Source organism: Cellulomonas sp. (assembly GCF_036279715.1).
Lineage (GTDB): Bacteria > Actinomycetota > Actinomycetes > Actinomycetales > Cellulomonadaceae > Cellulomonas_A.
The window spans coordinates 1-25,488 of record NZ_DASUIR010000065.1 but is presented as its reverse complement, the minus strand read 5'-3'; the positions used below and the strand labels follow the sequence as shown (position 1 = coordinate 25,488).

Genomic DNA, 25,488 nt, shown 5'->3' with positions numbered 1-25,488 from the left:
TTGGCTGCGTGAGCACAGCCGTCTGCCCGGGGTCGTTCGACCCGATCACGCTCGGCCACATCGACATCGTGCGGCGCGCCGCGTCGCTGTTCGACGAGGTCGTCGTGGGCGTCGCCCTGAACTCGTCGAAGGCTGCCCTGCTGAGCGTCGACGTCCGCGTCGAGCTGGCCCGCGCGGCGCTCGCGGGCGTCCCCGGCGTCCGGGTCGAGCAGGTGACAGGCCTGCTCGCCGAGTTCGTCCGCTCGGTCGGCGCGGTGGCGATCGTGAAGGGGCTGCGTGGCGGTGCCGACTTCGATGCCGAGCTGCCGATGGCCCTCATGAACCGTCGCCTGACGGGTGTGGAGACGGTCTTCCTCGCCGGCGACCAGGCGCTCGCGCACATCGCGTCGTCGCTCGTCAAAGACGTGGCGCGGTTCGGCGGCGACATCGATGATCTCGTCCCGCCCGGCGTCGGGCGGGTCGTGCGTGACGCGCTGGGCGACCGCCCGGCCGGCGGAGGGAGCAGGGCATGAGCAACGACAGCTACAGCGACGACCTCGACCGGACGCGTCCGGAGGGCCTGACCGGCATCCTGGATGCGCTGTCGACAGCGATCTCGACGGCCCGCGCGATGCCGATGTCGTCGTCGGTGCTGGTCAACCGTGCCGAGATGCTCGACCTCGTCGACCAGGCCCGCGACGCCCTGCCGACCCAGCTGGGCCGCGCCGACGAGCTGCTCGCCGACGCCGACTCGGCGCGCGCGGCGGCACAGGCGGAGGCCGAGGCCGTGCTCGTGCGCGCCCGCCAACGAGCCTCGGAGCTCGTGGACACCGAGGCTGTCGTCGTCGCCGCGCAGGAGCGTGCGGCCCAGATCGTGCGCGAGGCCGAGGTGACCGCCGAGGGCCTTCGCCGCGACGCGGACGACTACTGCGACCGTCGGCTCGCGGACTTCGAGATCGACCTCGGCAAGCTGCTCAGCCAGGTGCAGGGCGGGCGGGCCAGGCTCGCGGACCGGCTCGGCGGTCCCGGCGAGGGCTGACGGACCGGCCGTCCAGCCCGGCAGTTTGGGCAGGTGGCCTCCGGTGCCGTAGGCTTTACCGTTGGTCCTGCCGGTCGTGGCGTGACCGAGAACCTGATGATGGGAACCTGGAAAGTGCAGCGCGCGCCTCACCTCGATCCCCGTTCGCCCCTCGTGCTCGATACCCATGAGCTCGGTCGACGTCCGGGATCGATGCGGACGGTGCAGCGCACGGTCAAGGCCCCCGAGGATCTCGGTACCGTGGTGATCGGCGTTCCTCCTGGGTCCGACCTGGAGCTGGATCTTCGGCTCGAGGCGGTCATGGAGGGTGTTCTGGTCTCCGGATCCGTCCGGGGCCGGGCGATCGGGGAGTGCATCCGCTGCCTGGACGAGACGGTCGAAGACCTCGACGTCACGATCCAGGAGCTGTACGTCTACCCTGAGCGTGCGGCTGTCGCGGTCGAGGACGGCGACGATGAAGAGGACGTGCGCAAGCTGGACGGCGACCTGGTCGACGTCGAGCCCGCGCTCCGGGACGCTGTGGTGACCGCGCTGCCGTTCCAACCGCTGTGCCGGCCGGACTGCCCGGGTCTGTGCTCTGAATGTGGAGCGCACCTCGCGGACGACCCCGACCATTCGCATGAGATCCTTGACCCTCGGTGGGCGGCCCTCGGTGGCCTGCAGAGCACGTACGACGAGACGAAAGAGAGCTAGCCGTGGCTGTTCCGAAGCGCAAGATGTCGCGCAGCAACACCCGTGCGCGTCGGTCGCAGTGGAAGACCACTGCCACTGCGCTCACCACCTGCCCGCAGTGCAAGGCCAACAAGCAGCCGCACATGGCGTGCCCGACGTGCGGCGCGTACAACAACCGCCAGTACGCCGAGGCCGTGCGCACCGAGCACGAGGTCGGCTGACGCTCAGCGCAGTGGCGATCGCGATCGTCGCTCTGCGTCCGACCACCTCCGTGGTGGCCGGGGCATGAGCATCGCGTCCGCCCAGCTTGTCGAGAAGCTCGGGATCCACCTGGACCCCGAGCTTCTCGAGTTGGCGCTCACCCACCGCTCGTTCGCCCACGAGGCCGGTGGTATCCCGACGAACGAGCGGCTCGAGTTCCTCGGTGACACGGTGCTCGGCCTGGCGGTGACCGAGGCGCTCTACCGCAACCACCCGGAGCTCCCCGAGGGTGAGCTTGCCAAGATGCGGGCCGCCACAGTCTCCCAGCGTGCCCTTGCCGCCGTGGCGCGCGAGCTCGACCTCGGCTCGTACGTGCTCCTCGGCAAGGGTGAGCTGTCGACGGGCGGCCCTGACAAGGACTCGATCCTGTCCGACACGCTCGAGGCGTTGTTCGGCGCCGTCTACCTCGCCCACGGTCTCGAGCCCGCCCGCGAGCTCGTGATGGCACTCGTCGGCCCGACCCTCGTGGCCGCGGCGGACCTCGGCGCGGGTCTCGACTGGAAGACGAGCCTGCAGGAGCTGTCGGCCGAGCTCGGTCTCGGATCGCCGAGCTATGAGGTCGACGGGGTCGGCCCCGACCATGCCCGCACGTTCACGGCCCGCGCGGTCGTCGGCGACGAGGTGCGCGGCAGCGGTACCGGCGCCGCCAAGAAGCTGGCCGAGCAGCAGGCCGCGGCGGATGCCTACCGCGCCCTCGACGCGCTCCGACCGTCCTGAGCGGCCGCAGTCCGGGCAGTCGCGAGACCGTGCCGCGTCGTGCCTGAGCTCCCTGAGGTAGAGACGGTCCGCGACGGGCTCGCACGCCACGTCCTGGGCCGCACGGTGACCGCCGTCGACGTCCGCCGCGACTACAGCGTGCGACGTCACGAGGGCGGCCCGCTCGACTTCGCCGGTCGACTGACCGGGCGGCGCCTCGAGGCAGCGGTCCGCCGCGGCAAGTTCCTGTGGCTGCCGCTCGACCCGGTCACGGGCGATGAGCCGGACGACGCGCTGATGGCCCACCTCGGGATGAGCGGCCAGCTGCTTGTGCGCACGACCCCGGCCGAGGTCGCGACCGGCGGGTCCCACCCCCACCTGCGCGTGCGTCTGGAGCTCACGGGCGGTGCCGCGCTGGACTTCGTGGACCAGCGCACCTTCGGTCACCTGTCGGTCGCGGACCTCGGGCCGACGCCCGACGGCGCACCGGGCGGCGCGGGCTCACCGCTCCCGGCCGTCCCCGGCCCCGTCGCCCACATCGCCCGCGACCTGCTCGACCCGGCTCTCGACCGATCGGCGCTCGTGGCGGCGGTCCGATCCCGCCGAACGGGTCTCAAGCGCGCACTGCTCGACCAGACGCTCGTCTCGGGCATCGGCAACATCTACGCCGACGAGTCTCTGTGGCGCGCTCGTCTGCACTACGCACGCCCGACGGACACGCTGCGCCGGGTCGAGGTCGAACGCGCGCTCGACGCGGCAGCCGAGGTGATGGCCGAGGCCCTCGCTCAGGGCGGCACGAGCTTTGACGCGCTGTACGTCAACGTCAACGGCCAGTCGGGGTACTTCGACCGGTCCCTGGCCGTCTACGGGCGTGCGGGCGAGCCGTGCCGGCGCTGTGGTGCACCCGTCCGACGCGACGAGTTCATGAACCGGTCCTCCTTCACGTGCCCGGTGTGCCAGCCGCGACCTCGCCACGGGCGCTGGTGAGCGCAGGCGCGCGCGGAAGCGCTGCCTCAGTGCTCGACGACGTTGCGCAGCGGGCGTCTGCCCTCGAACGCCGCCAGGTTGTCCCCGATCAGCTCCGAGGCACCCTGGGGTCGTCCACCGGCGGCGTGGGGGCTGATGAGAACACGCGGCGAGTCCCAGAGCGGTGAACCGGCCGGCAGCGGCTCGGTCTCGAACACGTCGAGCGCCGCACCCGCGAGCTGCTGGTTGTGCAGGGCCTCGAGCAGCGCATCCTCGTCGAGCGTCGACCCTCGCCCCACGTTGACGACCCACGCGTGCGGCGGCAGGAGCCCGAGCACGCCCGAGCCGATCGCGTGGTGGGTCTCGGGCGTCGCGGGGAGCAGGCCGATGAGGACGTCGGTCGTCGGCAGCTCGGCGGTGACGTCTGCGGTGGCGACGACCCGGAACCCGGCGCGCTCGCCGGCCGTGCGGGCGACGCCCGTCACCTGGGCTCCGAGCGACGCGAGCACGGGCGCCAGCCGGGCCGCGATCGAGCCGAATCCCCAGATCAGGACGCGAGCGCCGTCGAGCGTGCGGAACGCACCCGGCGGGTCGAGCTGCTGCGCGCCGCCGAGCTCGCGGGCCCAGTGGTGCTCGTGCTGCGCACGCACGAGGTCCGGCACGCTCCGGGCAGCCGCGAGCACGAGCGCGAGCGTGTGCTCGGCCACGGGGCCGTCGTGCAGCCCGCGGCCGTTCGTCATGACGACGTCGGGTGCGAAGCCGGCGTCGAGCACAGCGTCGGGCCCGGCTGCGAGCGTCTGCACCCAGCGCAGCCGGGTCAGCCGCCGCGCGCAGTCGGCGAGCTGGGCAGGCGTGTTCATCCACACGACCAGCACCTCCGCGTCGACGTGCTCCGCGGGGACGGGCGCACGGACGTCGTACCGCACCGCCCGCACCCCCTCGGGGAGAGCAGGGTCCAGCTCGATGCCGAGGGGCAGCAGCACGGTCGTCACAGGTCGTCCTCCAGGGGAGTCGCAGTCGGGTCCGCGCGTCCAGCGGGAGAGTCGGTGTCGGGGATCGGGCGCGCTCTGGATACGATGCCACCGTGCCACCTACGACGCCCGCCCCGCAGGCCGACCGCACCGGTCCCATCACGGTCATGATCGTCGACGACCACGAGGTCGTCAGACGAGGTATCGCCGAGGTGGTCGAACGGACCGAAGGGATGACGGTCGTCGCTGAGGCGGGTTCCGTCGCCGACGGCGTCCGCCGCGCCGCGCTCGTCCACCCGCAGATCCTGCTCGTCGACCTCCAGCTGCCCGACGGCACGGGGATCGACCTCCTCAAGCGGACGAGGGAGACCCTCCCCGACGCGCGCGCGATCGTCCTGACCTCGTTCGACGACGACGACGCGCTCGCCGAGGCGCTCGATGCGGGCGCTGCCGCCTACCTGCTCAAGAGCGTGCGGGGCGCAGAGATCACCGACGTGATCCGCGCCGTCGCGTCCGGGCGCACCCTGCTCGACGAGCGCACGGTGACGCGCCGCCGGGCCGGCCACGACGACCCGACCGAGAACCTGACGCCGAGCGAGCTCAAGGTGCTCGACCTCATCGGCGAGGGCCTGTCGAACCGCGAGATCGCGGAGCGTCTCGGAGTTGCCGAGAAGACCGTGAAGAACCACATCACGTCGCTGCTCTCGAAGATGGGTCTGCAGCGCCGCACGCAGGTCGCCGCGTGGGTCTCGGCCCGCAAGCACTCCGGCTGGCGTGCCGAGACGAACCACTGATCCGCGACTGACCTACCGCTGCACGCCGAGGTCTGCGCAACGCTGCGCCAGCCACCGCGGCCTCAGCCCAGCGGAGCCTCGAACGTCAGCAGGGCGCCCCGACCGGCGGGGGACGCTCCGAGCGTGAACGTCCCGCCGTGCTGCCGTGCCCGCGCCGCGAGGTTGCCGGTCCCGGAGCGCCGCGCCCGCATCGCGGGCAGGCCGACGCCGTCGTCCTCGACCTCGACGATGACGGTCCCGGTCGGCCCCTGCCCCTTGACGATGACCCTGACGGCGACCGACGACGCCTGGGCGTGCCGGGCAGCGTTCGCGAGGCCCTCCCGGACGACCGCCACGACATCGTCGGTCAGGTCGGGTCCGATCCGTGCGTCGATCTGGTCCGCCTCGATGTAGTCGCCGTCGGGCACGCTCTCGCCGTCGAGCATGACCACGAACGACGGCGCGAAGCCGAGCCCGGTCCGTGCGAGCGACGCCTCGCGGCGCAGCCGTTCGACGATGCCGTTCGCCGCGTCGGGGTCGCGCAACGCGTAGACGATCTGCCGGATCTGCCGGACCGAGGCGTCGACGTTGTCGAGGGCGTCCTCGACGATGCTGGTGAGCTCGCTGGGGTCGACGCCACGGGCCGCGCGCCGACGGACCGTCTCGAGCTGCATGCCGGTCGCGAAGAGCTGTTGGATCGCGAGGTCGTGCAGGTCGCGTGCGATCCGCTCGCGCTCGTCGAGCAGTGCCGCAATGTCCTGCGCGTGTCGGGCCTCGGCCAGGACGAAGGCGAGCGCAGCCTGGGCGGCGAACGACTCGGCGGTCACCAGGTCGCTCGACTCGAACGCCGAGCCGCCGATGCGGCGCATCAGGATGAGCACGCCGACCCCGCGCCCGGAGGTCTGCAGCGGGGCGAACATCGCCGGCCCGAACGCCCGCATCGGGAGGACCCGCACCACGCGGGACTGCGACAAGGACTCCACGAGCAGCCCGTGCCCCTCGCCCATGACCGACCACGACGGGCCGTCGGACGGCATGACCGAACCGATGAGGCTCTCGGCAGCGTGACCGTCGGCCAGCTCGATGACGAGCTCACCGCCGACGCCGGGGAGCGCGAGCGCGGCGGTGTCGGCCCCGGCGACCTCGCGTGCCGTGGCGGCGATGTGCGCGAGCGCCTCTTCCTCGTCCGCGCCCGAGAGCAGCATCGTGGTGATGTCCTGGCCGGCACGGAGCCAGTGCTCGCGGCGTGCCGCGTTCGCGTACAGCTGGGCGTTCGCGAGAGCGACGCCGGCCGACGCCGCGAGCGCGATCACGACGTCGGCGTCCGCGTCGGTGAACCCGCCACGCTTGTCCGCGAGGTAGAGGTAGCCGTAGACCCTCTCGCGGACGCGGACGGCGGTGCCGAGGAACGCGCCCATCGGGGGGTGGTTGGCAGGGAAGCCTAGGAACGCCGGGTGGTGCGTGAGGTCGTCGAGCGCGAGCACGCCCTCGTCGGGGATCTGACCGAGCACCCCGATGTTGTGGGGGGCGTGCCGGAGCATCGCGGCGACAGCCGGGGAGACGCCGACCTGGACGAACGTCGTCGAGGCACCGTGCGCGTCGAGCACGTTGAGCGCACCGAAGCTCGCCCCCGTCAGCTCGACGCTCGCCTCGACGAACCGCTCGAGGACACCGGACAGGTCGAGCCCGCTCGCGACGGACAGGACCGCGTCGAGCAGGTCGGCGCGACCCTTCTCGGCCTCCGTCGTGCCGCCGTCGACGGGCGGTACCGCCTCGCGGGCGTCGTCGCGCGTGGTCATGCGTCCTCCGGGTCGTCGTCCTGCGTCGTCGTCGTGGTGCTCAGTCGTCGTCGCGCTCGGTCTCCATCGCCTCACGGTAACCGTCGTGGGTGCGAAGCAGCTCCGCGTGGGTCCCTCGCGCCTCGACGCGCCCGTCCTTCAGGAGCACGACCTCATCGGCCGCATCGAGCGGCGTCAGGCGGTGCGTGACGACGACGACGCCGCGAGGTCGGTCCGCTGCGGTCCGAGCGGGTACCCCGGTACCTGTGACGCCCTGGGTGAGCAGGTCCCGGACCAGATGGTCGGCAGTGGCCCGGTCCAGGTGCTCGCCGGGTTCGTCGACGAGCAGGAGCGGCGCGGGTGCCACCAGGGCCCGGGCGAGCAGGAGGCGCCGGCGTTCGCCTCCGGAGACGTTCTGGGCGTCCGGGCCGAGCCGGGTGTCGACGCCGTCGGGCAGACCGTCCAGCCAGTCCGTCAACCCGGCCCGGGCGAGCGCGCCGCGCGCCTCGTCGGGTGTCACGTCGCCGCGGGCGACCCGCAGGTTCTCGAGCACGCTCGTGGCGAAGACGTGTGCGTCCTCGGCGGTCAGCGCGACGCCCAGGGCAGCCGTCTCGCGGGGGAGCGCCGACACCGCGACGCCGCCGAGGTCCACGGTGCCCGCGTGCGGAGGCAGCAGGCCCGCCAGCGTCAGCAGGAGCGTGGTCTTGCCGGTGCCGCTCGGACCGACGACGGCGATCGAGCGACCGGGGGAGAGGTCCAGGTCGATCCCCGTGACGACCGGGGGATGCCCTGGCCAGGCGCACGCGAGACCTCGCGCCACGAGACTCGGCGCGCCGGTCGTCGGGCCCTGAGCCGCAGGGTCCGGGAGGTCCCCCACCTCGGCCTCGTCGAGCAGTGCCATGATCCGGGCCGCGGCCGCCCGCGACCGGTGGACCTGGATGGCGGCAGCAGGCAGGACGGAGGTCGCCTCGAAGGCGGCGAGCGGCGTCAGGACGATGACCGCGAGCGCGACCGGTGTCAGAGCGCCGGCGGCGACCGCAGGGATGCCGAGCAGCAGCGCCGCCAGCACAGCGACGCCCACGGCGAGCGAACCGAGAGCCGCGGCGAGCGCGGCCGGGCCAGCGCCCGCGTCGGTGGCTTCGGCGAGGTCGGCGTCGGACCGCCGAAGAGCGGCCAGCTCCGGTGCGATGCGCCCTTGCACGGCGAGCGCGCCCGGGTCGTCGAGCAGCCCGAGGCTGATCGACGCGATCGACGCGCGGGCGGTGACGGCCCGCTGCTCGGCGGTGCGTGCGCCGCGTGCCGCGAGCCAGGGGGCGACGACGCCGGCGAGCAGGAGGCAGGCCGCGAGGGTGGCTCCCGCCGCGGGCAGGAGAGCTGCCATCGCGACGACCGTGCCGAGGCCCAGGACCGCGGCAACCGCGGCGGGCAGTAGACCCCGGACGACCGCGTCGCCGACCGCGTCGACGTCGGCGCCGACCCGGGCGAGGAGGTCGCCGCGACGCACGGCGGCTGTCCCCTCGGGGCGACCGGCGGCCAGACGCGCGTAGAGCGCGGTGCGCAGCGACCCCATGCCGCGCAGCGCGACGTCGTGGGACACCAGACGCTCGAGGTAGCGGAACACGCCGCGTCCGATCCCGAAGGCCCGCACCGCGACCGTGGCGATGGACAGCTCGAGGACAGGCGGCATCTGCGAGGCGCGGGCGATGAGCCACGCCGCCACGCCGGCCAACGCGACGGCGCTGCCCAGCCCGAGCACGCCGAGCGTGATGGACAGCCCGACGCGGGAGCGGTCGACGTCGAGGAGAGACAGGGCGCGCCGGAGCGGGTCGCGTGATCCCCAGGGTGCTGCGACCCGGGCCGGTGCCGGCAGGGCGGCGGTCTGTCGTGGCACCGTGGGCGCATCGGCGCCGCTGAGCGCCGTCATGCCCGGACCTGGGCGACGACGGGCTCCGGGCGGACCTCGACGACGTCGTCGGCGAGCGCGACGAGCGATGCCCGGTGTGCGACGAGCACCACCGTGCGTCCGGCGTCACGCAGCGCGCGCACCGTGTCGAGCACGACGCGTTCGCCTTCAGCGTCGAGGTGCGCCGTGGGTTCGTCGAGGACGACCAGCGGCGCGGGAGCGAGGACCGCCCGCGTGAGCGCGACCCGTTGGCGCTGCCCGACGCTGAGACCCACGCCGCCGCGGCCTAGGGGCGTCGACCATCCGTCGGCGAGGCCCGCGACGACCAGGTCGAGCCCGGTCAGTGCCGCCGCCTCGTCCCGGGCGGACGCACCGACGGCGCCAGCACCACCGGTCACGACGTCGGCGAGCCTGCCCGGTTCGAGCACCGGACGCTGAGGCAGCCACGCGACCTGACGCCAGAACGAGGCGAGGTCGATGTCGGCGAGGTCGGTCGAGCTGCCGTCCGGGTGCACCAGCATGACCGAGCCGACGTCCGGTCGCAGCAGACCGAGCAGCACGGCGACGGCTGTGGTCTTGCCGGCGCCGCTCGGCCCTGTGAGCGCGACGACTCGGCCCGGGGCGACGGTCAGGTCCAGCCCGGCGGGAGCGTGCACCTCGCGCTCGGGAGCCCGGACGCCCACGCCGCGCAGCACGACGGTCGTGGTGCGCAGGTCCGGCGCCGGGACGGTGCCGGGCGCCGGGACGGGCGTGTCGAGGACCGCGAAGACCTGCGTCGCAGCCGCCACGCCGTCGGTCGAGGCATGGAAGTGGGCGCCCACCTGGCGCAGCGGGAGGTACACCTCGGGCGCGAGGACCAGCACCGCGAGCCCGGTGACCAGGTCGATGTCACCCCCGACGAGTCGCAGACCGATGCCGACCGCGACGAGCGCGACCGACAGCGTCGTCAGCAGCTCGAGCACCATCCCGGACAGGAAGGCGATGCGCAGGGTACCCATCGTCGCGGCACGGTGTGCGTCGCCCAGCTCACGCACGCGCGCGGCGGGGCCGTGTTCGCGCCCGAACGCGCGCAGGGTCGCGAGCCCCGCGAGCAGGTCGAGGACCTGCGAGCCGAGTCGCTGCATCACCTCCAGGCCGCGCTCCGAGCGCCCCTGCGTGAGCTGCCCGACGAGGACCATGAACACGGGGATGAGCGGGAGCGTCCCGGCGATGATCGTGGCGGACACCCAGTCCAGCCGGAGCACGACGAGGAGCGTGGCCGGTGTCAGGGTCGCAGCAAGGACCAGCTGCGGCAGGTAGCGCACGAAGTACGGCTCGAGCGCGTCGATCCCGCGGGTCGCGAGCGTCACGACCCCCGGGCCGGCACCCTCGGCGAGCCATCGTGGACCGAGCGCAGCGGCTCGTCCCACGACCTGCTCCCGGAGCTCGCCGATCGCGCGCGTGGCGGCCCGGTGGGCGTAGCGCTCCTGCACGCCGGTCACCGTGGCGCGCGCCACGACGACCCCCGCGAGCGCGACAACGAGGCCCATGACGTCCGGGAGGTCGGCGCCGTCGTGCACGACGGAGGCGAGCGCGTGCGCGAGCAGGAGAGCCTGCGCGACGACGAGGACGGCGCCGACGATGCCGAGACCCACGGTCAGCGCGAGGTATGCGCGGGCTGAGCGTGCGTAACGCAGGAGTCTCGGGTCGAGCGGCTTCACGCCCGCGAGCGTCTCACACCTGGGGGCCGCCGTCAGAACCTGAGGACCCGCCCGCGGGAGCCGTCGGTGCGCCCACCAGGGCGGCTGGACGCTCGAACGTGAGGCCGACATGGTCCGGGATGTGCGTCGCGAACACGCGCTTGCGGAAGACCCAGTACGTCCAGCCCTGGTAGAGCAGGACGAACGGGACCAGCACAGCAGCGACCCACGTCATGACGGTCAACGTGTAGTGGCTCGACGACGCGTTCGTCACGGTCAGGGAGTTCGCCGCGTCGAACGCCGGGACGACGTCCGGGTACAGCGAGCCGAAGATGAGCACGACGGCGGCCAGGATCGTGACGGCCGACGCGACGAAGGCCCAGCCCTCGCGCCGGGTCCGGGTCGTCAGCACGGTGGCGACGAGTGAGGCGGCCGCGACGACGACTGCGGCCCACGTCCAGGTCACCGAGTACGCGAGCTGGGCCCAGATCGCCCACGCCGCCGCGACCACGAGGGTCACGGGCGCGAGCCGGGCAGCGAGCGCGCCCGCCCGGTCGCGCACGTCCCCGCCGGACTTCAGCGCGAGGAAGATCGCACCGTGCGTGAGGAAGACGAGTGCCGTCATGGCCCCGCCGAGCAGCGCGAACGGGTTGAGCAGGGCGAAGAAGCCGCCGACGTACTGGTGGCTCGCGTCGAGCTCGACTCCGCGCACGAGGTTCGCGAACGCGACTCCCCACAGGACTGCGGGGACCCACGACCCGATGATCAGGGCCCAGTCCGATCGCCCGCGCCACGCGTCGTCGTTGATCTTGCCGCGCCACTCGAAGGCGACGATGCGCAGGATCAGCGCGAGCAGGATGAGCAGCAGCGCGAGGTAGAAGCCCGAGAACATGGTGGCGTACCACTCGGGGAATGCCGCGAACGTCGCGCCGCCGGCGGTGAGCAGCCACACCTCGTTGCCGTCCCACACCGGGCCGATCGTGTTGATCATCACGCGACGGTCCTTGTCGCGCTTGCCGAGCACAGGCAGCAGCATGCCGACGCCGAAGTCGAACCCCTCAAGGATGAGGTAGCCGGTCCACAGGACCGCGATAAGCAGGAACCAGACGATCGAGAGCTCCATGTCCGCTCCTCAGTAGGCGAACGACAGCGGCGCGTCAGCGGCGTCGGGGTCGTTGGGGTCGCGGTGGTTGTCGGGGTTGTCGGGGCTGGGGTCGTGCTCGGTCGCGGCGACGCCCTCGATCGCGTAGCGGTGCATGAGCTTGAACCAGACGACGGCGAGGATGCCGTACAGCAGCGTGAAGGCGACCATCGAGATGATGACCATCGTCGGGCTCACGACGGTCGACACGCCGCGTGACGTCAGGAGCCACACGCCGTCGACGCCCGACGGGTTCGGGTTCGGGACCACGACCCAGGGCTGACGACCCATCTCGGTGAAGACCCAGCCGAACGACGAGGCGAGGAAGATCATCGGGAGCGCGACGACCGCGAGGCGGGAGAACCAGACGTTGTCCGTGACCCGACCCTTGCGCGTGAGCCACAGTGCGGCGAGCGCGAGGGCGGCGGCACCGACGCCCAAGCCGATCATGAGCCGGAACGACCAGTAGGTGATCGGCAGGTTCGGGATGTAGTCGACGCCGTCGCCGTACTTCTCGGTGGCGAGCGCCTGGAGCTCGTCGACGCCCTTGATCGGGGCGGAGAAGTCGTTCGTCGCCAGGAACGACGTGAGGCCGGGGACGGAGATGAGGTGCTTGACCCCCGCGCAGTCGTTGTTGAGGTCACCGATCGCCAGGATGGAGAACGAGGCGCCGTCGACGCTCGCGCACAGGCCCTCGGCCGCGGCCATCTTCATGGGCTGCTGGTCGAACATCAGCTTGGCCTGCTGGTCTCCCGTGAGGGCGACGCCGGCTCCCGCGACGAGCATGACGACGACACCGAGGATGACTGCCGGCCGGTACACGTCGCGGGCCTTGGCGACATCTCCGCTGCGCACGAGCCGGACCATCCACCAGGCGGAGATGGCAGCGACGAACGTGCCTGCGGTGACGAACGCGGCGGTGAGCGTGTGCGGCAGGGCCGCCATGAGGGTCGGGTTGCTCAGGACCTTGCCGATGTCGACCATCTCGGCGCGACCGGTCTGCGCATTGAAGACGGTGCCGACCGGGTGCTGCATCCACGAGTTCGCGGCGAGGATGAAGAAGGCCGACAGGTTCGTCGCGATCGCGACCGCCCAGATGCACGCGAGGTGGATCTTCTTGGGCAGCTTGTCCCACCCGAAGATCCACAGCCCGAGGAAGGTCGACTCCACGAAGAACGCGGCGAGGGCCTCCATCGCGAGCGGTGCGCCGAAGACGTCGCCCACGAACCGTGAGTACTCGCTCCAGTTCATGCCGAACTGGAACTCCTGGACGATGCCGGTCGCGATGCCGATCGCGAAGTTGATCAGCATGAGCTTGCCGAAGAACTTGGTGAGGCGCAGCCAGCGCTCGTTCTTCGTGCGGACCCAGAAGGTCTGCATGAGGGCGACCAGGGGCGTGAGCCCGATCGTGAGCGGCACGAAGATGAAGTGGTAGACGGTCGTGACACCGAACTGCCAGCGGGCGAGATCGAGGGCTTCCACGTGGTCTCCGGCGGTGTGAGGCGGTGGGTGCAGGGTCGATACAAACCGGCCAGGGGCCTGCGACGACGTTAGAAGGTAGCGCGACGCAGACCAGGGACCTAGGTCCCGTTTGCTGACAGATCGTCGTCACAGCATGCCGTGTCGCGCCGCCTGCCGGGAGGCCCTGTGCGATACTGACATCGGTGTCCGGAGTGTTCACACCGCTCTGACGCCACGAACGTGCTCGCCGCACCAGCGCATCGCGCTCGCCAGGCGCCGCCGGCTTCGCGCCGGGTCCCGTCCGGGACTCGGGGGAGCAGGCAGGCGATGGCGCCGACCGCCCGTGCAGCCGGCCGCAACCGACGACTTCCGTCGACGCGCTCAGCGCGACCGACGACCGACCGCCCGCGGGCGCCGATAGGTGTGGACGGCGCTGGCGGGCACCCAGGAGCACCCGAGTGACCTTCGAGAACACCAGCGACAACGCAGTCGAGACGAGCGCAGAGAGCACCGGCGTAGCGGCTGTGGCACCGAGCAAGCCCGCCCGACGCCGCGCGACACGGCGCACAGCCGCCCCCGACGACGTGGTCGCGGCGCCCGTCACCGCAGCGCCGAGCGCTGCCGAGTCCGTCCCAGTCGCCGCACCCGAACCCGAACCCGTCGTCGCCCCGTCGGTCGAGCCCGCACCCTCCGCTGCTGCGGAGCCCGCCGCCCCGCCGGCCCGTCGGTCGCGGCGCGTGACGCGCCCGGTCGTCACCCCGGTCGGGGCTGTCGAGGCGCCGTCCGTCCCCGCCGCTGCGCCCGTCGCCGAGAACCCTGTCGCCGAGACGCCGGCGGACGAGGCGCCCGTCGTTGCCGCACGTAAGCGCGCCCCGCGCCGCAGCCGTTCGCAGGCTGCACCCCTTGTCGAGCCGGTCGTCGAGGCGATCGCCGACGAGGAGGAGATCGACGAGGCGGCCCCCGTCGCCGCCGCTGCACCGTCGCGTGCACCGGCGCTCGACGTGTTCGCCGCCCTCGCTGCGACGCCGCCCGTCGAGGCAGCGCCCGCCGCGACCCGTTCGACCACACCGCGTCTCGCGACCACCGCGCTGCTCTTCCAGGCGCCGGAGCCGGACGCGCGCCCGCGCCGCCGACGCGCCGTGTCGGCGGCCGGCACGCCCGCCGCGATCTCCGAGGCCGCCGCAGCCCTGCACGAGGAGGAGGTCGCTGCGTCGGCCGCCGTGACCGAGGCTGTCGTCCCCGACGAGGTCGTCCAGACCGAGGCTCCGGCGCGTCGCCGCTCGCGGCGTGGCGGGCGCGGACAGGCCCCGGTCGAGGTGCAGGACGTCGTCGCGCCCGCGGAGCAGGCGGACGAGGACGAGCTCGACGAGGACCAGGCGCACGACGAGGCCACGGTCGAGCAGGACGACGAGCAGACGTCGCCGCGCCGTCGTCGGCGTCGCGGGGGCCGTGGCCGTCGCAGCCGGCCCGCGGGCGAGGTCGACGAGTCCGACGAGGGTGACGAGGACGAGGAGTCCACGTCCGCCCTGGCCGACGAGGACGGTTCCGAGGCGGAGTCGGACGACACCGAGACGGCTACCGAGGGTGACGGTGACGGCGGATCCAGCCGTCGGCGTCGGCGTCGTCGTCGTGGTGGCCGCGGCGGGGACGGCGCTGAGGAGGTCGTGACCACGACGCGGACCCGTGCCGCGCGTGTCCCGAGCGACGAGCCCACCGCGCTGCGCGGCTCGACCCGTCTCGAGGCGAAGCGTCAGCGCCGTCGTGAGGGTCGCGACAACGGCCGGCGTCGCCAGATCATCACCGAGTCGGAGTTCTTGGCCCGCCGCGAGTCGGTCGACCGCACGATGATCGTCCGCGAGGCGAACGGTCGGACGCAGATCGCCGTCCTCGAGGACGGCGTGCTCGTCGAGCACTTCGTCTCGCGGCAGGCGCAGGCGTCGATGGCCGGGAACGTCTACCTCGGTCGGGTGCAGAACGTGCTCCCGAGCATGGAGGCCGCGTTCGTCGACGTCGGCAAGGGTCGCAACGCGGTGCTGTACGCGGGCGAGGTCAACTGGGACGCCGCGGGCCTCGAGGGTCAGCCGCGCCGCATCGAGCAGGCGCTCAAGTCTGGCGACGCGGTGCTCGTGCAGGTCACCAAGGACCCGATCGGTCACAAGGGTGCCCGTCTGACGTCTCAGGTGACGCTCGCGGGCCGCTACCTCGTGTACGTCCCGGGCGGCGGCATGACGGGCATCAGCCGCAAGCTCCCGGACACCGAGCGCAACCGCCTCAAGAAGCTGCTGCGCGAGCTCGTGCCGGACTCCGCCGGTGTGATCGTGCGCACCGCGGCCGAGGGGGCCAGCGAGGAGGAGCTGCGCGCGGACATCGCGCGCCTCCAGGCGCAGTGGGAGGCCATCGAGAAGAAGGCCAAGTCCGCGTCGGCACCCGCGCTGCTGCAGGGTGAGCCGGACCTGGCCATCCGCGTCGTTCGCGACATCTTCAACGACGACTTCGGGTCGCTCGTGGTCCAGGGCGACGAGGCGTGGGACACGATCTCGGGCTACATCGGAGACCTCGCCCCCGACCTGGCCTCGAAGGTCACGCGGTGGTCGGGTCGCGGTGACGTGTTCGCCGAGCACCGGATCGACGAGCAACTCGCCAAGGGCATGGACCGCAAGGTCTGGCTGCCGTCGGGCGGCTCGCTCGTCATCGACCGCACCGAGGCGATGACTGTCGTCGACGTCAACACGGGCAAGTTCACGGGATCCGGCGGGACGCTCGAGGAGACCGTGACGCGCAACAACCTCGAGGCCGCGGAGGAGATCGTCCGTCAGCTCCGGCTGCGCGACATCGGCGGCATCATCGTCATCGACTTCATCGACATGGTGCTCGAGCAGAACCGCGACCTCGTGCTCCGCCGCCTGGTGGAGTGCCTGGGTCGTGACCGCACGAAGCACCAGGTCGCCGAGGTCACGTCGCTCGGCCTCGTGCAGATGACCCGCAAGCGGGTCGGCCAGGGCCTGGTCGAGGCGTTCAGCGAGACGTGCGAGCACTGCAACGGGCGCGGCTTCATCGTGCACGCCGAGCCGATCGAGAAGGACAACCGGCCCGACGTGGGTGCGGCCCAGCCTGATGCAGCGACCGACAGTGACGGCGAGCCGAAGCGAGCGCGCCGCAAGCGCGTCGTCAAGGAGTCGTCCACGCCGACGATCGCCGTGCCGGTCCTCCCCGAGGCGCGCGCGGCCGTCAAGGCGACGCTCGCTACCATCGCGGCAGCGGCTGCCCATGCGCACGAGCACAGTCACGAGCAGGCCCCGGAGCGCGTCGAGGAGACCGACCAGACAGTCGCCACTCCTGCGCCCGTGCAGGAGGCCCCGGCGGACGTCGAGTCGGCCCGCGGTGCCGCGCCGAGCGAGCCTGTCGCGACGTCGTTCGACGCCGCTGTGGCCCTGCCGGTCGACGCCGGGGACGGCACCCTCGAGCTCGTACAGGTCGACCCCGGGGTGTTCGAGCTCGACGGGGACGAGGACGAGACGTCCGACTGAGTCCGGGGGAGGCGGGACGGCCTGGTCGCGGTTTGACCCTGCCAGGTCAGTTCCGTACTCTTGGACGTCGGCGCGTTTCGCACGCGCCGGTTGTGCGTGGCAGGTCGTGAGCACAGGCCGTGCGTGCAGATCGTGCGAGATCAGAGTCGAACAGGCGCGAGCCGGATCTCGGCTCTTCGGATCCTGCGCGCGCAGCACATCTCCCAGAGATGCAGTGCCTGAGTGACGACGTAGTGCCTGATCACAGACGTAGTGCCTGACCAAAGACGTAGTGCCTGAGTTCGACGAGCAGAGATGAGCAACAACGTGGTGTACGCGATCGTGAAGGCTGGCGGCCGCCAGGAGAAGGTCGCCGTCGGCGACGTCGTCGTCGTCGACCGTCTCGCCGCGACGCCCGGGTCGACGGTCGAGCTCACCGCTCTGCTCCTCGTCGATGGCGAGAAGGTGACCGCCGACGCGAGCGCGCTCGCGAAGATCAAGGTCACGGCGGAGGTCGTCCGGGACGAGAAGGGCCCGAAGATCGACATCCTCAAGTTCAAGAACAAGACCGGCTACCGGGTGCGCCAGGGTCACCGTTCGCGGCTGACCCGCCTGAAGGTCACCGGCATCAACTGAGCTTGCGCCGCCGCCCCGCACGTGGGCGCGTCATCCATCTGAGCACGAAAGCAGGTTCGACATGGCACACAAGAAGGGCGCGAGCTCCTCGCGCAACGGTCGCGACTCCAACGCGCAGCGCCTGGGCGTCAAGCGCTTCGGTGGCCAGGTCGTGAAGGCCGGCGAGATCATCGTCCGCCAGCGCGGCACGCACTTCCACCCCGGCATCAACGTCGGCCGCGGGGGCGACGACACGCTGTTCGCCCTGGCTCCCGGTGCCGTCCTCTTCGGCACCCGTCGCGGCCGCAAGGTCATCGACATCGTCGTGGCGGCCTGACGCCTCAGTACACGTTCGTCGGAGGGGCGCGCCTGGACGGGTGCGCCCCTTCGTCGTCGTCACGCTCGTCTGAGCGCAACCTGGCTGGTCTCAGCACCAGCTCGGAGCAGCACCCGCCGCGGCCATTCGCGGCACTGAGGGACGGGGTCCACGTGATCCCCGGGAAGAGGTAACCCATGGCATCTTTCGTCGACAGGGTCGTGCTCAGCGCGACCGGCGGTGACGGTGGTCACGGGTGCGCCTCGATCCGCCGCGAGAAGTTCAAGCCCCTCGCGGGGCCCGACGGCGGGACCGGCGGGAACGGCGGCAGCGTCATCCTCGTGGTCGACCCCCAGGTGACGACGCTGCTCGAGTTCCACCACTCGCCGCACAAGCACGCAGGCTCGGGTTCGCAGGGCATGGGCGACTACCGGCAGGGTGCGACCGGCGAAGACCTGATCCTCGGCGTGCCCGAGGGGACCGTCGTGAAGTCCAAGGACGGCGAGGTCCTTGCTGACCTCATGGGGGTGGGCGCCCGCTACGTCGTCGCGCAGGGGGGTCACGGGGGTCTCGGGAACTGGGCGATCGCGTCGCCGCGCCGCAAGGCGCCGGGCTTCGCTCTGCTCGGAGAGCCGGGAACGTCGCAGGACGTCGTCCTCGAGCTCAAGACGATCGCCGACGTCGCGCTCATCGGGTACCCGAGCGCCGGCAAGTCGAGTCTCATCGCTGCCATCTCGGCCGCCCGCCCGAAGATCGCCGACTACCCGTTCACGACCCTGATCCCCAACCTCGGAGTCGTGCAGGCGGGCTCGTCGCGCTACACCGTCGCCGACGTGCCGGGCCTGATCCCCGGGGCGAGCCAGGGCAAGGGGCTGGGTCTGGAGTTCCTGCGTCACGTCGAGCGCTGCGCGGTCCTGGTGCACATCCTGGACTGCGCGACCCTCGAGCCGGACCGTGACCCGATGAGCGACTTCGACGTCATCGAGGCCGAGCTCGCGGCCTACGCGGGCGACGTCGGGATCGAGGGCGGGCGCGTCCCGCTGACCGAGCGACCGAGGCTCGTCGTGCTCAACAAGGTCGACGTGCCCGAGGCCCGCGACCTGGCGGCTCTCGTCCGGTCCGATCTCGAGGAGCGCGGCCTGACCGTGTTCGAGGTCTCCGCGGCGACCCATGAAGGCCTGCGCCCGCTCACGTTCGCCCTGGCGGAGCTCGTCGAGCGCACCCGTCGCGAGGCGCCGATGCCGGAGCCGGCGCGGATCGTCCTGCGGCCGAAGGCGGTGGACGACGCGGGCTTCACGGTCACGCTGCGGACCGACGGCCCGCACGACTACTTCCAGGTGCTCGGTGTGAAGCCGGAACGCTGGGTGCGCCAGACGGACTTCACCAACGACGAGGCGGTCGGGTACCTCGCCGACAGGCTCGCGCGTCTGGGGGTCGAGGAGCAGCTGTTCGCGGCCGGCGCCGTTGCGGGCGCGGAGGTCGTCATCGGCGACGGTCCGGGTGCCGTCGTCTTCGACTGGGAGCCGACGATGCTCGTCGGCTCGGAGATGCTCGCGGGTCCGCGCGGCTCGGACATGCGGATCGAGGCGCGGTCGCGTCCGACCCGCGGCGAGAAGCGCTCCGAGTACAAGGAGCGGATGGACGCCAAGACCGAGGCGCGGGCCGAGCTGTGGACCGAGCACGAGGCCGGGCTCTGGACGGACGAGGACCTCTCCTGACCCGTCGGAGTCGTCGTTGCGAGTACGTGTCTGGCTCGGCGGCGTGCTGCGGCGCGTCGCGGGCGCGTGACACGGGAGGATGGACCCCGTGAGCGCCCCCGCCCTGACCGACCGTCACCGTCTGCCTGCCGCCGCCCGGATCGTCATCAAGGTCGGGTCGTCGTCGTTGACGGACGGGCACGGCCGGCTCGACCCCGATCGGCTCCGTGCGCTCGTCGACGTCCTGGCCGCCCGGCACGCGAGCGGAGGGCAGGTCGTGCTCGTGTCCTCGGGCGCGATCGCCGCCGGCCTCGGACCGCTCGGACTGAGCTCGCGCCCGCGGGACCTGGCGACGCAGCAGGCGACCGCATCGGTCGGCCAGGGGATCCTCGTCGCGCACTACACCAAGGCGTTCTGGGACCACAAGATCCGCGTCGGGCAGGTCCTGCTCACGGCGGAGGACACCGTGCGGCGCGGCCACTACCGCAACGCGCAGCGCGCGCTCGGACGTCTGCTCGACCTCGGCGTCGTGCCCATCGTCAACGAGAACGACACGGTCGCGACCGAGGAGATCCGGTTCGGTGACAACGACCGGCTCGCTGCGCTCGTCTCGCACCTCGTGCACGCCGACGCGCTCGTGCTCCTGACCGACGTCGACGGGCTGTACACCGGTCCGCCGTCCCACGCGGGGTCGACGCGCATCGCCACGGTCACCGGCCCCCAGGACCTCGAGGGCATCGACATCTCAGCTCGGGGCAGCGCGGTCGGGACCGGTGGCATGGTGACCAAGCTCGAGTCCGTGGCGATCGCCGCGGGCTCCGGCATCCCCGTCGTCCTCACGTCGGCAGCGCAGGCCGCGCAGGCGCTCGCGGGCCAGGACGTCGGGACGTGGTTCGCGGCGACCGGTCGGCGCGCCTCGACGAGGCTGCTGTGGCTCGCGCACGCCGCGCGCACGCGAGGACGGCTCGTGCTCGACGACGGTGCTGTCAAGGCGGTCGTCGAGCGCCGCATGTCGCTGCTCCCCGCGGGCATCACCGGGGTCGACGGCGATTTCGAGGCGGGCGACCCCGTCGACCTGGTCTCCGCGGACGGCACGGTCGTCGCCCGCGGCCTGGTCGGCTTCTCCTCGGCCGAGGTCCCCGACCTGCTCGGTCACACCACGTCCGAGCTGCGCGCCGAGCTGGGGCCCGGCTACGACCGCGTCGTGGTGCACCGCGACGACCTGGTACTGGTCCGACGCCGAGCACGCACAGCCCCGCGTCAGCGCCAGGACGTCGGTCTATCCTGACTCGATGACCGCATCGCTCGAGAACCGCTTTGACGTGTCGCCCGAGCCTGCGACCAGCGACGACGTCGCGGCGCAGGTCCTCGCGACCGCCCGCCGCGCCAAGGCCGCGTCCCGCGTGCTCGCGACCGCGACGCGCTCGACCAAGGATGCCGCGCTGCACGCGCTGGCCGATGCGCTCATCGCCTCGACCGTCGAGATCGTGGCGGCCAACGCCGAGGACCTCGCGCGGGGCCGGGAGAACGGCACCTCACCGGGCCTCCTCGACCGGCTGGCACTGTCCGACGAGCGGATCGTCGCGATCGCCGACGCGCTGCGCGAGCTCGCGGCCCTGCCCGACCCGGTCGGCGAGGTCGTGCGCGGCTCGACGCTGCCCAACGGGATGCGCCTGCGCCAGGTCAGGGTCCCGATGGGCGTCGTCGGGATGATCTACGAGGCCCGGCCGAACGTCACGGTCGACGCTGCCGGTCTCGCGCTGAAGAGCGGGAACGCGGTGATCCTGCGGGGCGGCTCGGCAGCGGCGCGCAGCAACGAGGTCATCGTGGGGGTGCTCGGCCGAGCGCTCGCGGCGCAGGGCCTGCCCGCCGACCTCGTCCAGTCGATCGACGCCTTCGGGCGCGCGGGTGCCGTGGCCCTCATGCATGCGCGAGGCCTGGTCGACGTGCTCGTCCCGCGCGGTGGCGCCGACCTCATCCAGACCGTGGTGCGCGAGGCGACGGTCCCCGTCATCGAGACCGGCGTCGGCAACTGCCACGTCTACGTCGATGCGTCCGCCGACCCGGCGATGGCTCTGCCGATCCTGCTGAACTCCAAGACCCAGCGCGTCGGGGTGTGCAACGCCGCCGAGACGCTGCTGGTGCACGCGGACGCGGCGGCGGGGTTCCTGCCGTCGGCGCTGGCAGCGCTCGCCCAGGCGGGCGTCGTCGTGCACGGCGACGCGGCCACGGCAGCGCTCGCACCTGCGGGCGTCGACGTCGTGCCCGCGACCGACGAGGACTGGGCGACGGAGTACCTCTCGCTCGACCTCGCCGTGCGGGTCGTCGACGACCTCGATGCCGCGATCGAGCACATCCGCACCTGGACGTCCGGGCACACCGAGGCCATCGTGACGCGGGACCTGGCGTCGTCGGAGCGGTTCGTCGCCGAGCTGGACTCCGCGGCCATCATGGTCAACGCCTCGACCCGGTTCACGGACGGCGGTCAGTTCGGCCTCGGCGCGGAGATCGGGATCTCGACCCAGAAGCTGCACGCGCGTGGTCCGATGGGCCTCGCCGAGCTCACCACGACCAAGTGGATCGTCCACGGGGACGGGCACGTCCGACCCTGAGGGGGACCTCAGACGTGCGACACTTGAACACCCGCAACCCCACCCCTGGAGGATGACGTGCACGCTGCCCTGCTCGCCGTCGAGGCTGTCGCGGAGCATGCCACCGAGCTGCCCGTCCCCCCCGCGGTGTTCGGCCTGACCGCCTTCGGCGGACTCGTCGCACTGTTGCTCGTCACCTACGCGTTCCGGAGCGTCGGCACCCGGCACTGACCGCGCACGACCGATCTGGGACACGAGAGCGAGGACGCACCTGATGACAGAGCGTCGACCCCGCCTCGGCGTCATGGGCGGCACGTTCGACCCCATCCACCACGGTCACCTGGTCGCCGCGAGCGAGGTCGCCGCGGTCCTGGGCCTCGACGAGGTGGTGTTCGTCCCCACGGGGCAGCCGTCGTTCAAGCAGCACCAGCAGGTGACGCAGGCCGAGCACCGCTACCTGATGGCCGTCATCGCGACCGCGTCGAACCCGCGGTTCACGGTGAGTCGGGTCGACATGGACCGCGCCGGGCTGACGTACACGGTCGACACGCTCCGCGACCTCAACGTCGCCCGTCCGGATGCCGATCTGTTTTTCATCACCGGAGCGGACGCGCTCACGCAGATCCTCACGTGGAAGGACCCCGAAGAGCTGTTCGCCATGGCCCACTTCGTCGCCGTCAACCGACCCGGGCACACGCTGTCCACGGAGGGCCTGCCCGAGGACCGAGTGACCCAGCAGGAGATCCCCGCCCTGGCGATCTCGTCGTCGGACGTCCGGGCCCGTGCGCGCGGGGGGAAGCCGGTCTGGTACCTCGTCCCGGACGGGGTCGTCCAGTACATCGCCAAGCACGGTCTGTATCGAGGTAACGATGAGTGAACCTGGAGAGCGGCGTCGACGTCGCGAGCTCGAGCGAGCCGGTGAGGGCGATGCGCCCGACACGGCCTTCGGAGTCGGCGGCAACGCGACCCCGCCGTCGCGCCGCGCGCTGCGCAGCCAGCCCATCCCGTCCGTCGGGCCGGACGGGCAGCACGGGGGAGCGGCGCCGTACCAGGTGCCGGGCCTCGCGCCCGACGCCTCCCACGCGATGCGCTCGCGGCGCACGATTCGTGACACGCCGCTCGACCCGACCGGTCCCCGGCCTGCCACGACAGGTCAGCCCTCGGAGCGTCCGCCGAGCGCGGGCTCCGCGGTCCCGTCCGCGTGGAGCGGGCACCCGAGCGCGCCCGCGACCCCTGCCGCGCCAGCGCAGACCTACACGAGCCGCCCGGCGACACCGCGCCCGTCCTCGGGCCCCGCCCGCCCCGCGGAGGCGGCCGGCGGACGTCCCGGCCAGGTGCCGACGCAGCCCCCGGCGGCGCTGCCCCCCGCCGAACCGTCGCCTGCTGCCCGGCCGACCGTCGCTCGTCCCGCCGTTGGCCGTCCTGCGGTCGCCCGGCCCTCGATCGTCCGACCCGCCGCCGCTCAGCCGTCGAGCCCGTACTCGTCCGGCCCGACACCCCTCGCGAGCTCTGCCCAGGTCAACCCGACGGGCCAGCCGACCGAGGCGGGGCAGGCGCCCTCCGCGCCGACCGGGTTCCAGCCGCGGTCGAGCGCCTGGGGCGGCCAGCCCGGTGCGGGCTCCGCGCGTCCTGCCGCCGGCGACGCGGGCGCGCCCTCACCTGGGCCGGTGACGTCGTCGCGCTATGGCACGTCGTCCGCAGCGACCCCGCCGCCGGCACCGTCCACCCCGCAGGCCGGATGGCAGCCCACCTCTGGGCGGACCGGTCCGTCGTGGGCGCCGTCCGCCGGGGCGTCCGCCGTTGTCCCCGCGCCCGCGGGGCCACCGGCCTACCAGGCGCCCGTCGTGGGGTCCTGGGGGGCGGCCGCTGCCGGCACGCCGGCGCCGGCGGTCGAGGTCGACGACGAGGTACCCGTCCCGAACTGGGGCTCGCTCGGCGTCTCGGGGAGCGCGACCGCCACGCGCGATGAGCCCGTCGCGAGCGGAAGCCTGTACGGTGACGACGACGAGGACGACGACCAGCGGCCGTCGCACCCCTACACGTGGCTCCAGCTGATCGTGCTGGCTCTCGTCGCGTTCGTGCTCGGCTTCCTCATCGTGCTCCTCGCGGGCCACGGGAGCGCCGGCGCGAACGACCCCGCACCGACCACGACGCCCGCAGCGTCGGCGCCGTTCGATGCGAGCCAACACCCTGTGGTCTGACGGTCACCGTCCGACCATCTGAACCCACAAGGAGTCCCGTGCCGGCATCCGAACGCGCCATCGAGCTTGCCATCGCTGCGGCCCGCGCCGCAGCCGAGCTCAAGGCAGACGAGATCATCGCGCTCGACGTGAGTGCGCAGCTCGTCCTCACCGACGTGTTCCTCATCGCCTCGGGCACCAACGAGCGGCAGGTCAGCAGCATCGTCGACGCCATCGAGCGTGCTCTGCACCTGCTCGGCGCCAAGCCGCTGCGCCGCGAGGGCAACCAGACCGCGCGCTGGGTCCTGCTGGACTTCGGCGACATCGTCGTGCACGTCCAGCACGCCGAGGACCGCGTGTACTACGCGCTCGAGCGACTGTGGAAGGACTGCCCGGTCATCGAGCTGCCCGCCGACGTCCGGTCGGGGTCCGGGACCTCCGAGTGACCGCGGGGCGGGTGCTGCTCTGGCGGCACGGTCGCACCGCGCACAACGTGCAGGCCCGGCTGCAGGGCCAGTCGGACATCCCGCTCGACGAGGTCGGCCACTGGCAGGCCCACACGGCCGCTGCGGCGATCGCTGCGCGCTACCGGCCGACGCGCATCGTGGTGTCCGACCTCATCCGCGCACGCGTCACGGCCGACGCGCTCGCGTCGATGGTCGACCTCGTGCCGGTCGTCGACACGCGCGTGCGTGAGCGCTCGTTCGGCGACTGGGAGGGCATGACGGCCACCGAGATCGCCGAGCAGTGGCCGGCCGACCATGCCGCCTGGGCGCAGGGTGGCGAGCCGAACCGTCCGGGTGGGGAGTCCCGCGCGGCCGTCGCAGCCCGCATGGTCGAGGGGGTCATGGCTCATGCCGACGACCTCGGTGACGACGACACGCTCCTCGTCGTCTCGCACGGCGCCGCGATCGGGCTCGGGGTGGCCGGCCTGCTCGGTCTGCCGCCCGCCTGGCGGGGCATCGTCGGGGTCAGCAACGCGCACTGGGCCGAGCTGCGGCTCGGCCGCGGGAACCTAGGGCCCACGTGGCGGCTCACGGGCTACAACCTGGGACCCACCGACGCCTCCGCCGACTGGGACGCGGGGCCCGACCGCGAGGTCCGCGACCCCGATTAGCGCTGAGGGCAGGGTTCCGCCTAGACTTCACGACGCCCGCAAGGGTGGTGGTTCTCCCCCCGGGGTGGGTCACGGGGCTGTGGCGCAGCTGGTAGCGCACCTGCATGGCATGCAGGGGGTCAGGGGTTCGAATCCCCTCAGCTCCAC

24 protein-coding genes and 1 tRNA gene are annotated in these 25,488 nt (G+C 72.4%); 19 read left to right on the top strand and 6 right to left on the bottom strand.

Annotation, left to right across the window (positions count from 1 at the left end; translation table 11 throughout):
• The first annotated feature begins 8 nt into the window (after positions 1-8).
• The 6 genes from coaD (at position 9) to mutM (ending at position 3,634) form a co-directional block, all read left to right on the top strand.
• Entirely contained in the window at positions 9-512 is a 504-nt protein-coding gene (gene coaD / locus VFW79_RS06700; RefSeq protein ID WP_329676540.1) for a pantetheine-phosphate adenylyltransferase, read from the top strand.
• Positions 509-1,018, top strand: a complete 510-nt coding sequence (locus tag VFW79_RS06695) for a hypothetical protein (RefSeq protein ID WP_329676539.1) — start codon at positions 509-511, stop codon at positions 1,016-1,018. Before coaD ends, VFW79_RS06695 begins: the two co-directional genes overlap by 4 nt.
• Positions 1,019-1,117: 99 nt before the next feature.
• Positions 1,118-1,711: a DUF177 domain-containing protein gene (locus tag VFW79_RS06690; protein WP_329676593.1), complete on the top strand. Its 594-nt coding sequence runs from the start codon at positions 1,118-1,120 to the stop codon at positions 1,709-1,711.
• Positions 1,712-1,713: 2 nt separating this feature from the next.
• Positions 1,714-1,911, top strand: coding sequence for a 50S ribosomal protein L32 (gene rpmF, locus VFW79_RS06685; protein WP_109132066.1), 198 nt, complete (start codon positions 1,714-1,716; stop codon positions 1,909-1,911).
• Positions 1,912-1,975: 64 nt separating this feature from the next.
• A complete protein-coding gene (gene rnc, locus VFW79_RS06680; protein WP_329676538.1) occupies positions 1,976-2,668 on the top strand; it encodes a ribonuclease III in 693 nt (230 codons plus the stop codon).
• Between the two features lie 39 nt (positions 2,669-2,707).
• Complete coding sequence (gene mutM / locus VFW79_RS06675) at positions 2,708-3,634, top strand: bifunctional DNA-formamidopyrimidine glycosylase/DNA-(apurinic or apyrimidinic site) lyase (protein WP_329676537.1); 927 nt, start codon at positions 2,708-2,710, stop codon at positions 3,632-3,634.
• A gap of 26 nt (positions 3,635-3,660) precedes the next feature.
• Here mutM and VFW79_RS06670 read toward each other — a convergent pair whose 3' ends face one another.
• A complete protein-coding gene (locus VFW79_RS06670) occupies positions 3,661-4,605 on the bottom strand; it encodes a phosphoglycerate dehydrogenase (RefSeq protein ID WP_329676536.1) in 945 nt (314 codons plus the stop codon).
• Positions 4,606-4,751: 146 nt separating this feature from the next.
• On the opposite strand from VFW79_RS06670, the gene VFW79_RS06665 reads away from it, so the two are divergent.
• On the top strand, positions 4,752-5,378 hold the full coding sequence (locus tag VFW79_RS06665) for a response regulator transcription factor (RefSeq protein ID WP_329676592.1): 627 nt from the start codon (positions 4,752-4,754) through the stop codon (positions 5,376-5,378).
• Positions 5,379-5,440: 62 nt separating this feature from the next.
• On the opposite strand, the gene VFW79_RS06660 is transcribed toward VFW79_RS06665, so the two are convergent.
• The 5 genes from VFW79_RS06660 to VFW79_RS06640 are packed head-to-tail and all read right to left on the bottom strand — an operon-like array spanning position 5,441 to position 13,340.
• Positions 5,441-7,156 (bottom strand): GAF domain-containing sensor histidine kinase, encoded by a 1,716-nt coding sequence (locus VFW79_RS06660; protein ID WP_329676535.1) that lies wholly within the window; start codon positions 7,154-7,156, stop codon positions 5,441-5,443.
• Positions 7,157-7,196: 40 nt separating this feature from the next.
• Entirely contained in the window at positions 7,197-9,059 is a 1,863-nt protein-coding gene (cydC, locus tag VFW79_RS06655; protein WP_329676534.1) for a thiol reductant ABC exporter subunit CydC, read from the bottom strand.
• The gene (gene cydD, locus VFW79_RS06650) at positions 9,056-10,738 is read right to left on the bottom strand and encodes a thiol reductant ABC exporter subunit CydD (protein ID WP_329676533.1); all 1,683 of its coding nucleotides are present in this window, start codon (positions 10,736-10,738) and stop codon (positions 9,056-9,058) included. Before cydD ends, cydC begins: the two co-directional genes overlap by 4 nt.
• Positions 10,739-10,751: 13 nt before the next feature.
• A complete protein-coding gene (gene cydB / locus VFW79_RS06645) occupies positions 10,752-11,840 on the bottom strand; it encodes a cytochrome d ubiquinol oxidase subunit II (protein WP_329676532.1) in 1,089 nt (362 codons plus the stop codon).
• Positions 11,841-11,849: 9 nt separating this feature from the next.
• Positions 11,850-13,340 (bottom strand): cytochrome ubiquinol oxidase subunit I, encoded by a 1,491-nt coding sequence (locus VFW79_RS06640; RefSeq protein ID WP_329676531.1) that lies wholly within the window; start codon positions 13,338-13,340, stop codon positions 11,850-11,852.
• A 437-nt stretch (positions 13,341-13,777) separates the two neighbouring features.
• On the opposite strand from VFW79_RS06640, the gene VFW79_RS06635 reads away from it, so the two are divergent.
• The 12 genes from VFW79_RS06635 (at position 13,778) to VFW79_RS06580 (ending at position 25,487) form a co-directional block, all read left to right on the top strand.
• Entirely contained in the window at positions 13,778-16,846 is a 3,069-nt protein-coding gene (locus VFW79_RS06635) for an Rne/Rng family ribonuclease (RefSeq protein ID WP_329676530.1), read from the top strand.
• Positions 16,847-17,152: 306 nt separating this feature from the next.
• Complete coding sequence (gene rplU, locus VFW79_RS06630) at positions 17,153-17,461, top strand: 50S ribosomal protein L21 (RefSeq protein ID WP_197711448.1); 309 nt, start codon at positions 17,153-17,155, stop codon at positions 17,459-17,461.
• 61 nt (positions 17,462-17,522) lie between these two features.
• A complete protein-coding gene (gene rpmA, locus VFW79_RS06625) occupies positions 17,523-17,777 on the top strand; it encodes a 50S ribosomal protein L27 (protein ID WP_329676529.1) in 255 nt (84 codons plus the stop codon).
• 176 nt (positions 17,778-17,953) lie between these two features.
• On the top strand, positions 17,954-19,474 hold the full coding sequence (obgE, locus tag VFW79_RS06620; protein WP_329676528.1) for a GTPase ObgE: 1,521 nt from the start codon (positions 17,954-17,956) through the stop codon (positions 19,472-19,474).
• Between the two features lie 79 nt (positions 19,475-19,553).
• Complete coding sequence (proB, locus tag VFW79_RS06615; RefSeq protein WP_329676527.1) at positions 19,554-20,741, top strand: glutamate 5-kinase; 1,188 nt, start codon at positions 19,554-19,556, stop codon at positions 20,739-20,741.
• A gap of 4 nt (positions 20,742-20,745) precedes the next feature.
• Complete coding sequence (locus tag VFW79_RS06610) at positions 20,746-22,065, top strand: glutamate-5-semialdehyde dehydrogenase (protein ID WP_329676526.1); 1,320 nt, start codon at positions 20,746-20,748, stop codon at positions 22,063-22,065.
• 57 nt (positions 22,066-22,122) lie between these two features.
• The gene (locus tag VFW79_RS06605) at positions 22,123-22,275 is read left to right on the top strand and encodes a hypothetical protein (protein WP_329676525.1); all 153 of its coding nucleotides are present in this window, start codon (positions 22,123-22,125) and stop codon (positions 22,273-22,275) included.
• Between the two features lie 43 nt (positions 22,276-22,318).
• Complete coding sequence (gene nadD, locus VFW79_RS06600) at positions 22,319-22,921, top strand: nicotinate-nucleotide adenylyltransferase (protein WP_329676524.1); 603 nt, start codon at positions 22,319-22,321, stop codon at positions 22,919-22,921.
• Positions 22,914-24,245 (top strand): hypothetical protein, encoded by a 1,332-nt coding sequence (locus tag VFW79_RS06595; protein ID WP_329676523.1) that lies wholly within the window; start codon positions 22,914-22,916, stop codon positions 24,243-24,245. The genes nadD and VFW79_RS06595 overlap by 8 nt, the downstream gene beginning before the upstream one ends.
• Positions 24,246-24,283: 38 nt before the next feature.
• Positions 24,284-24,670, top strand: coding sequence for a ribosome silencing factor (gene rsfS, locus VFW79_RS06590; RefSeq protein WP_329676522.1), 387 nt, complete (start codon positions 24,284-24,286; stop codon positions 24,668-24,670).
• The gene (locus tag VFW79_RS06585) at positions 24,667-25,341 is read left to right on the top strand and encodes a histidine phosphatase family protein (RefSeq protein ID WP_329676521.1); all 675 of its coding nucleotides are present in this window, start codon (positions 24,667-24,669) and stop codon (positions 25,339-25,341) included. Before rsfS ends, VFW79_RS06585 begins: the two co-directional genes overlap by 4 nt.
• 73 nt (positions 25,342-25,414) lie before the next feature.
• Positions 25,415-25,487: transfer RNA gene (locus tag VFW79_RS06580), tRNA-Ala, on the top strand.
• Position 25,488: the final 1 nt, after the last annotated feature.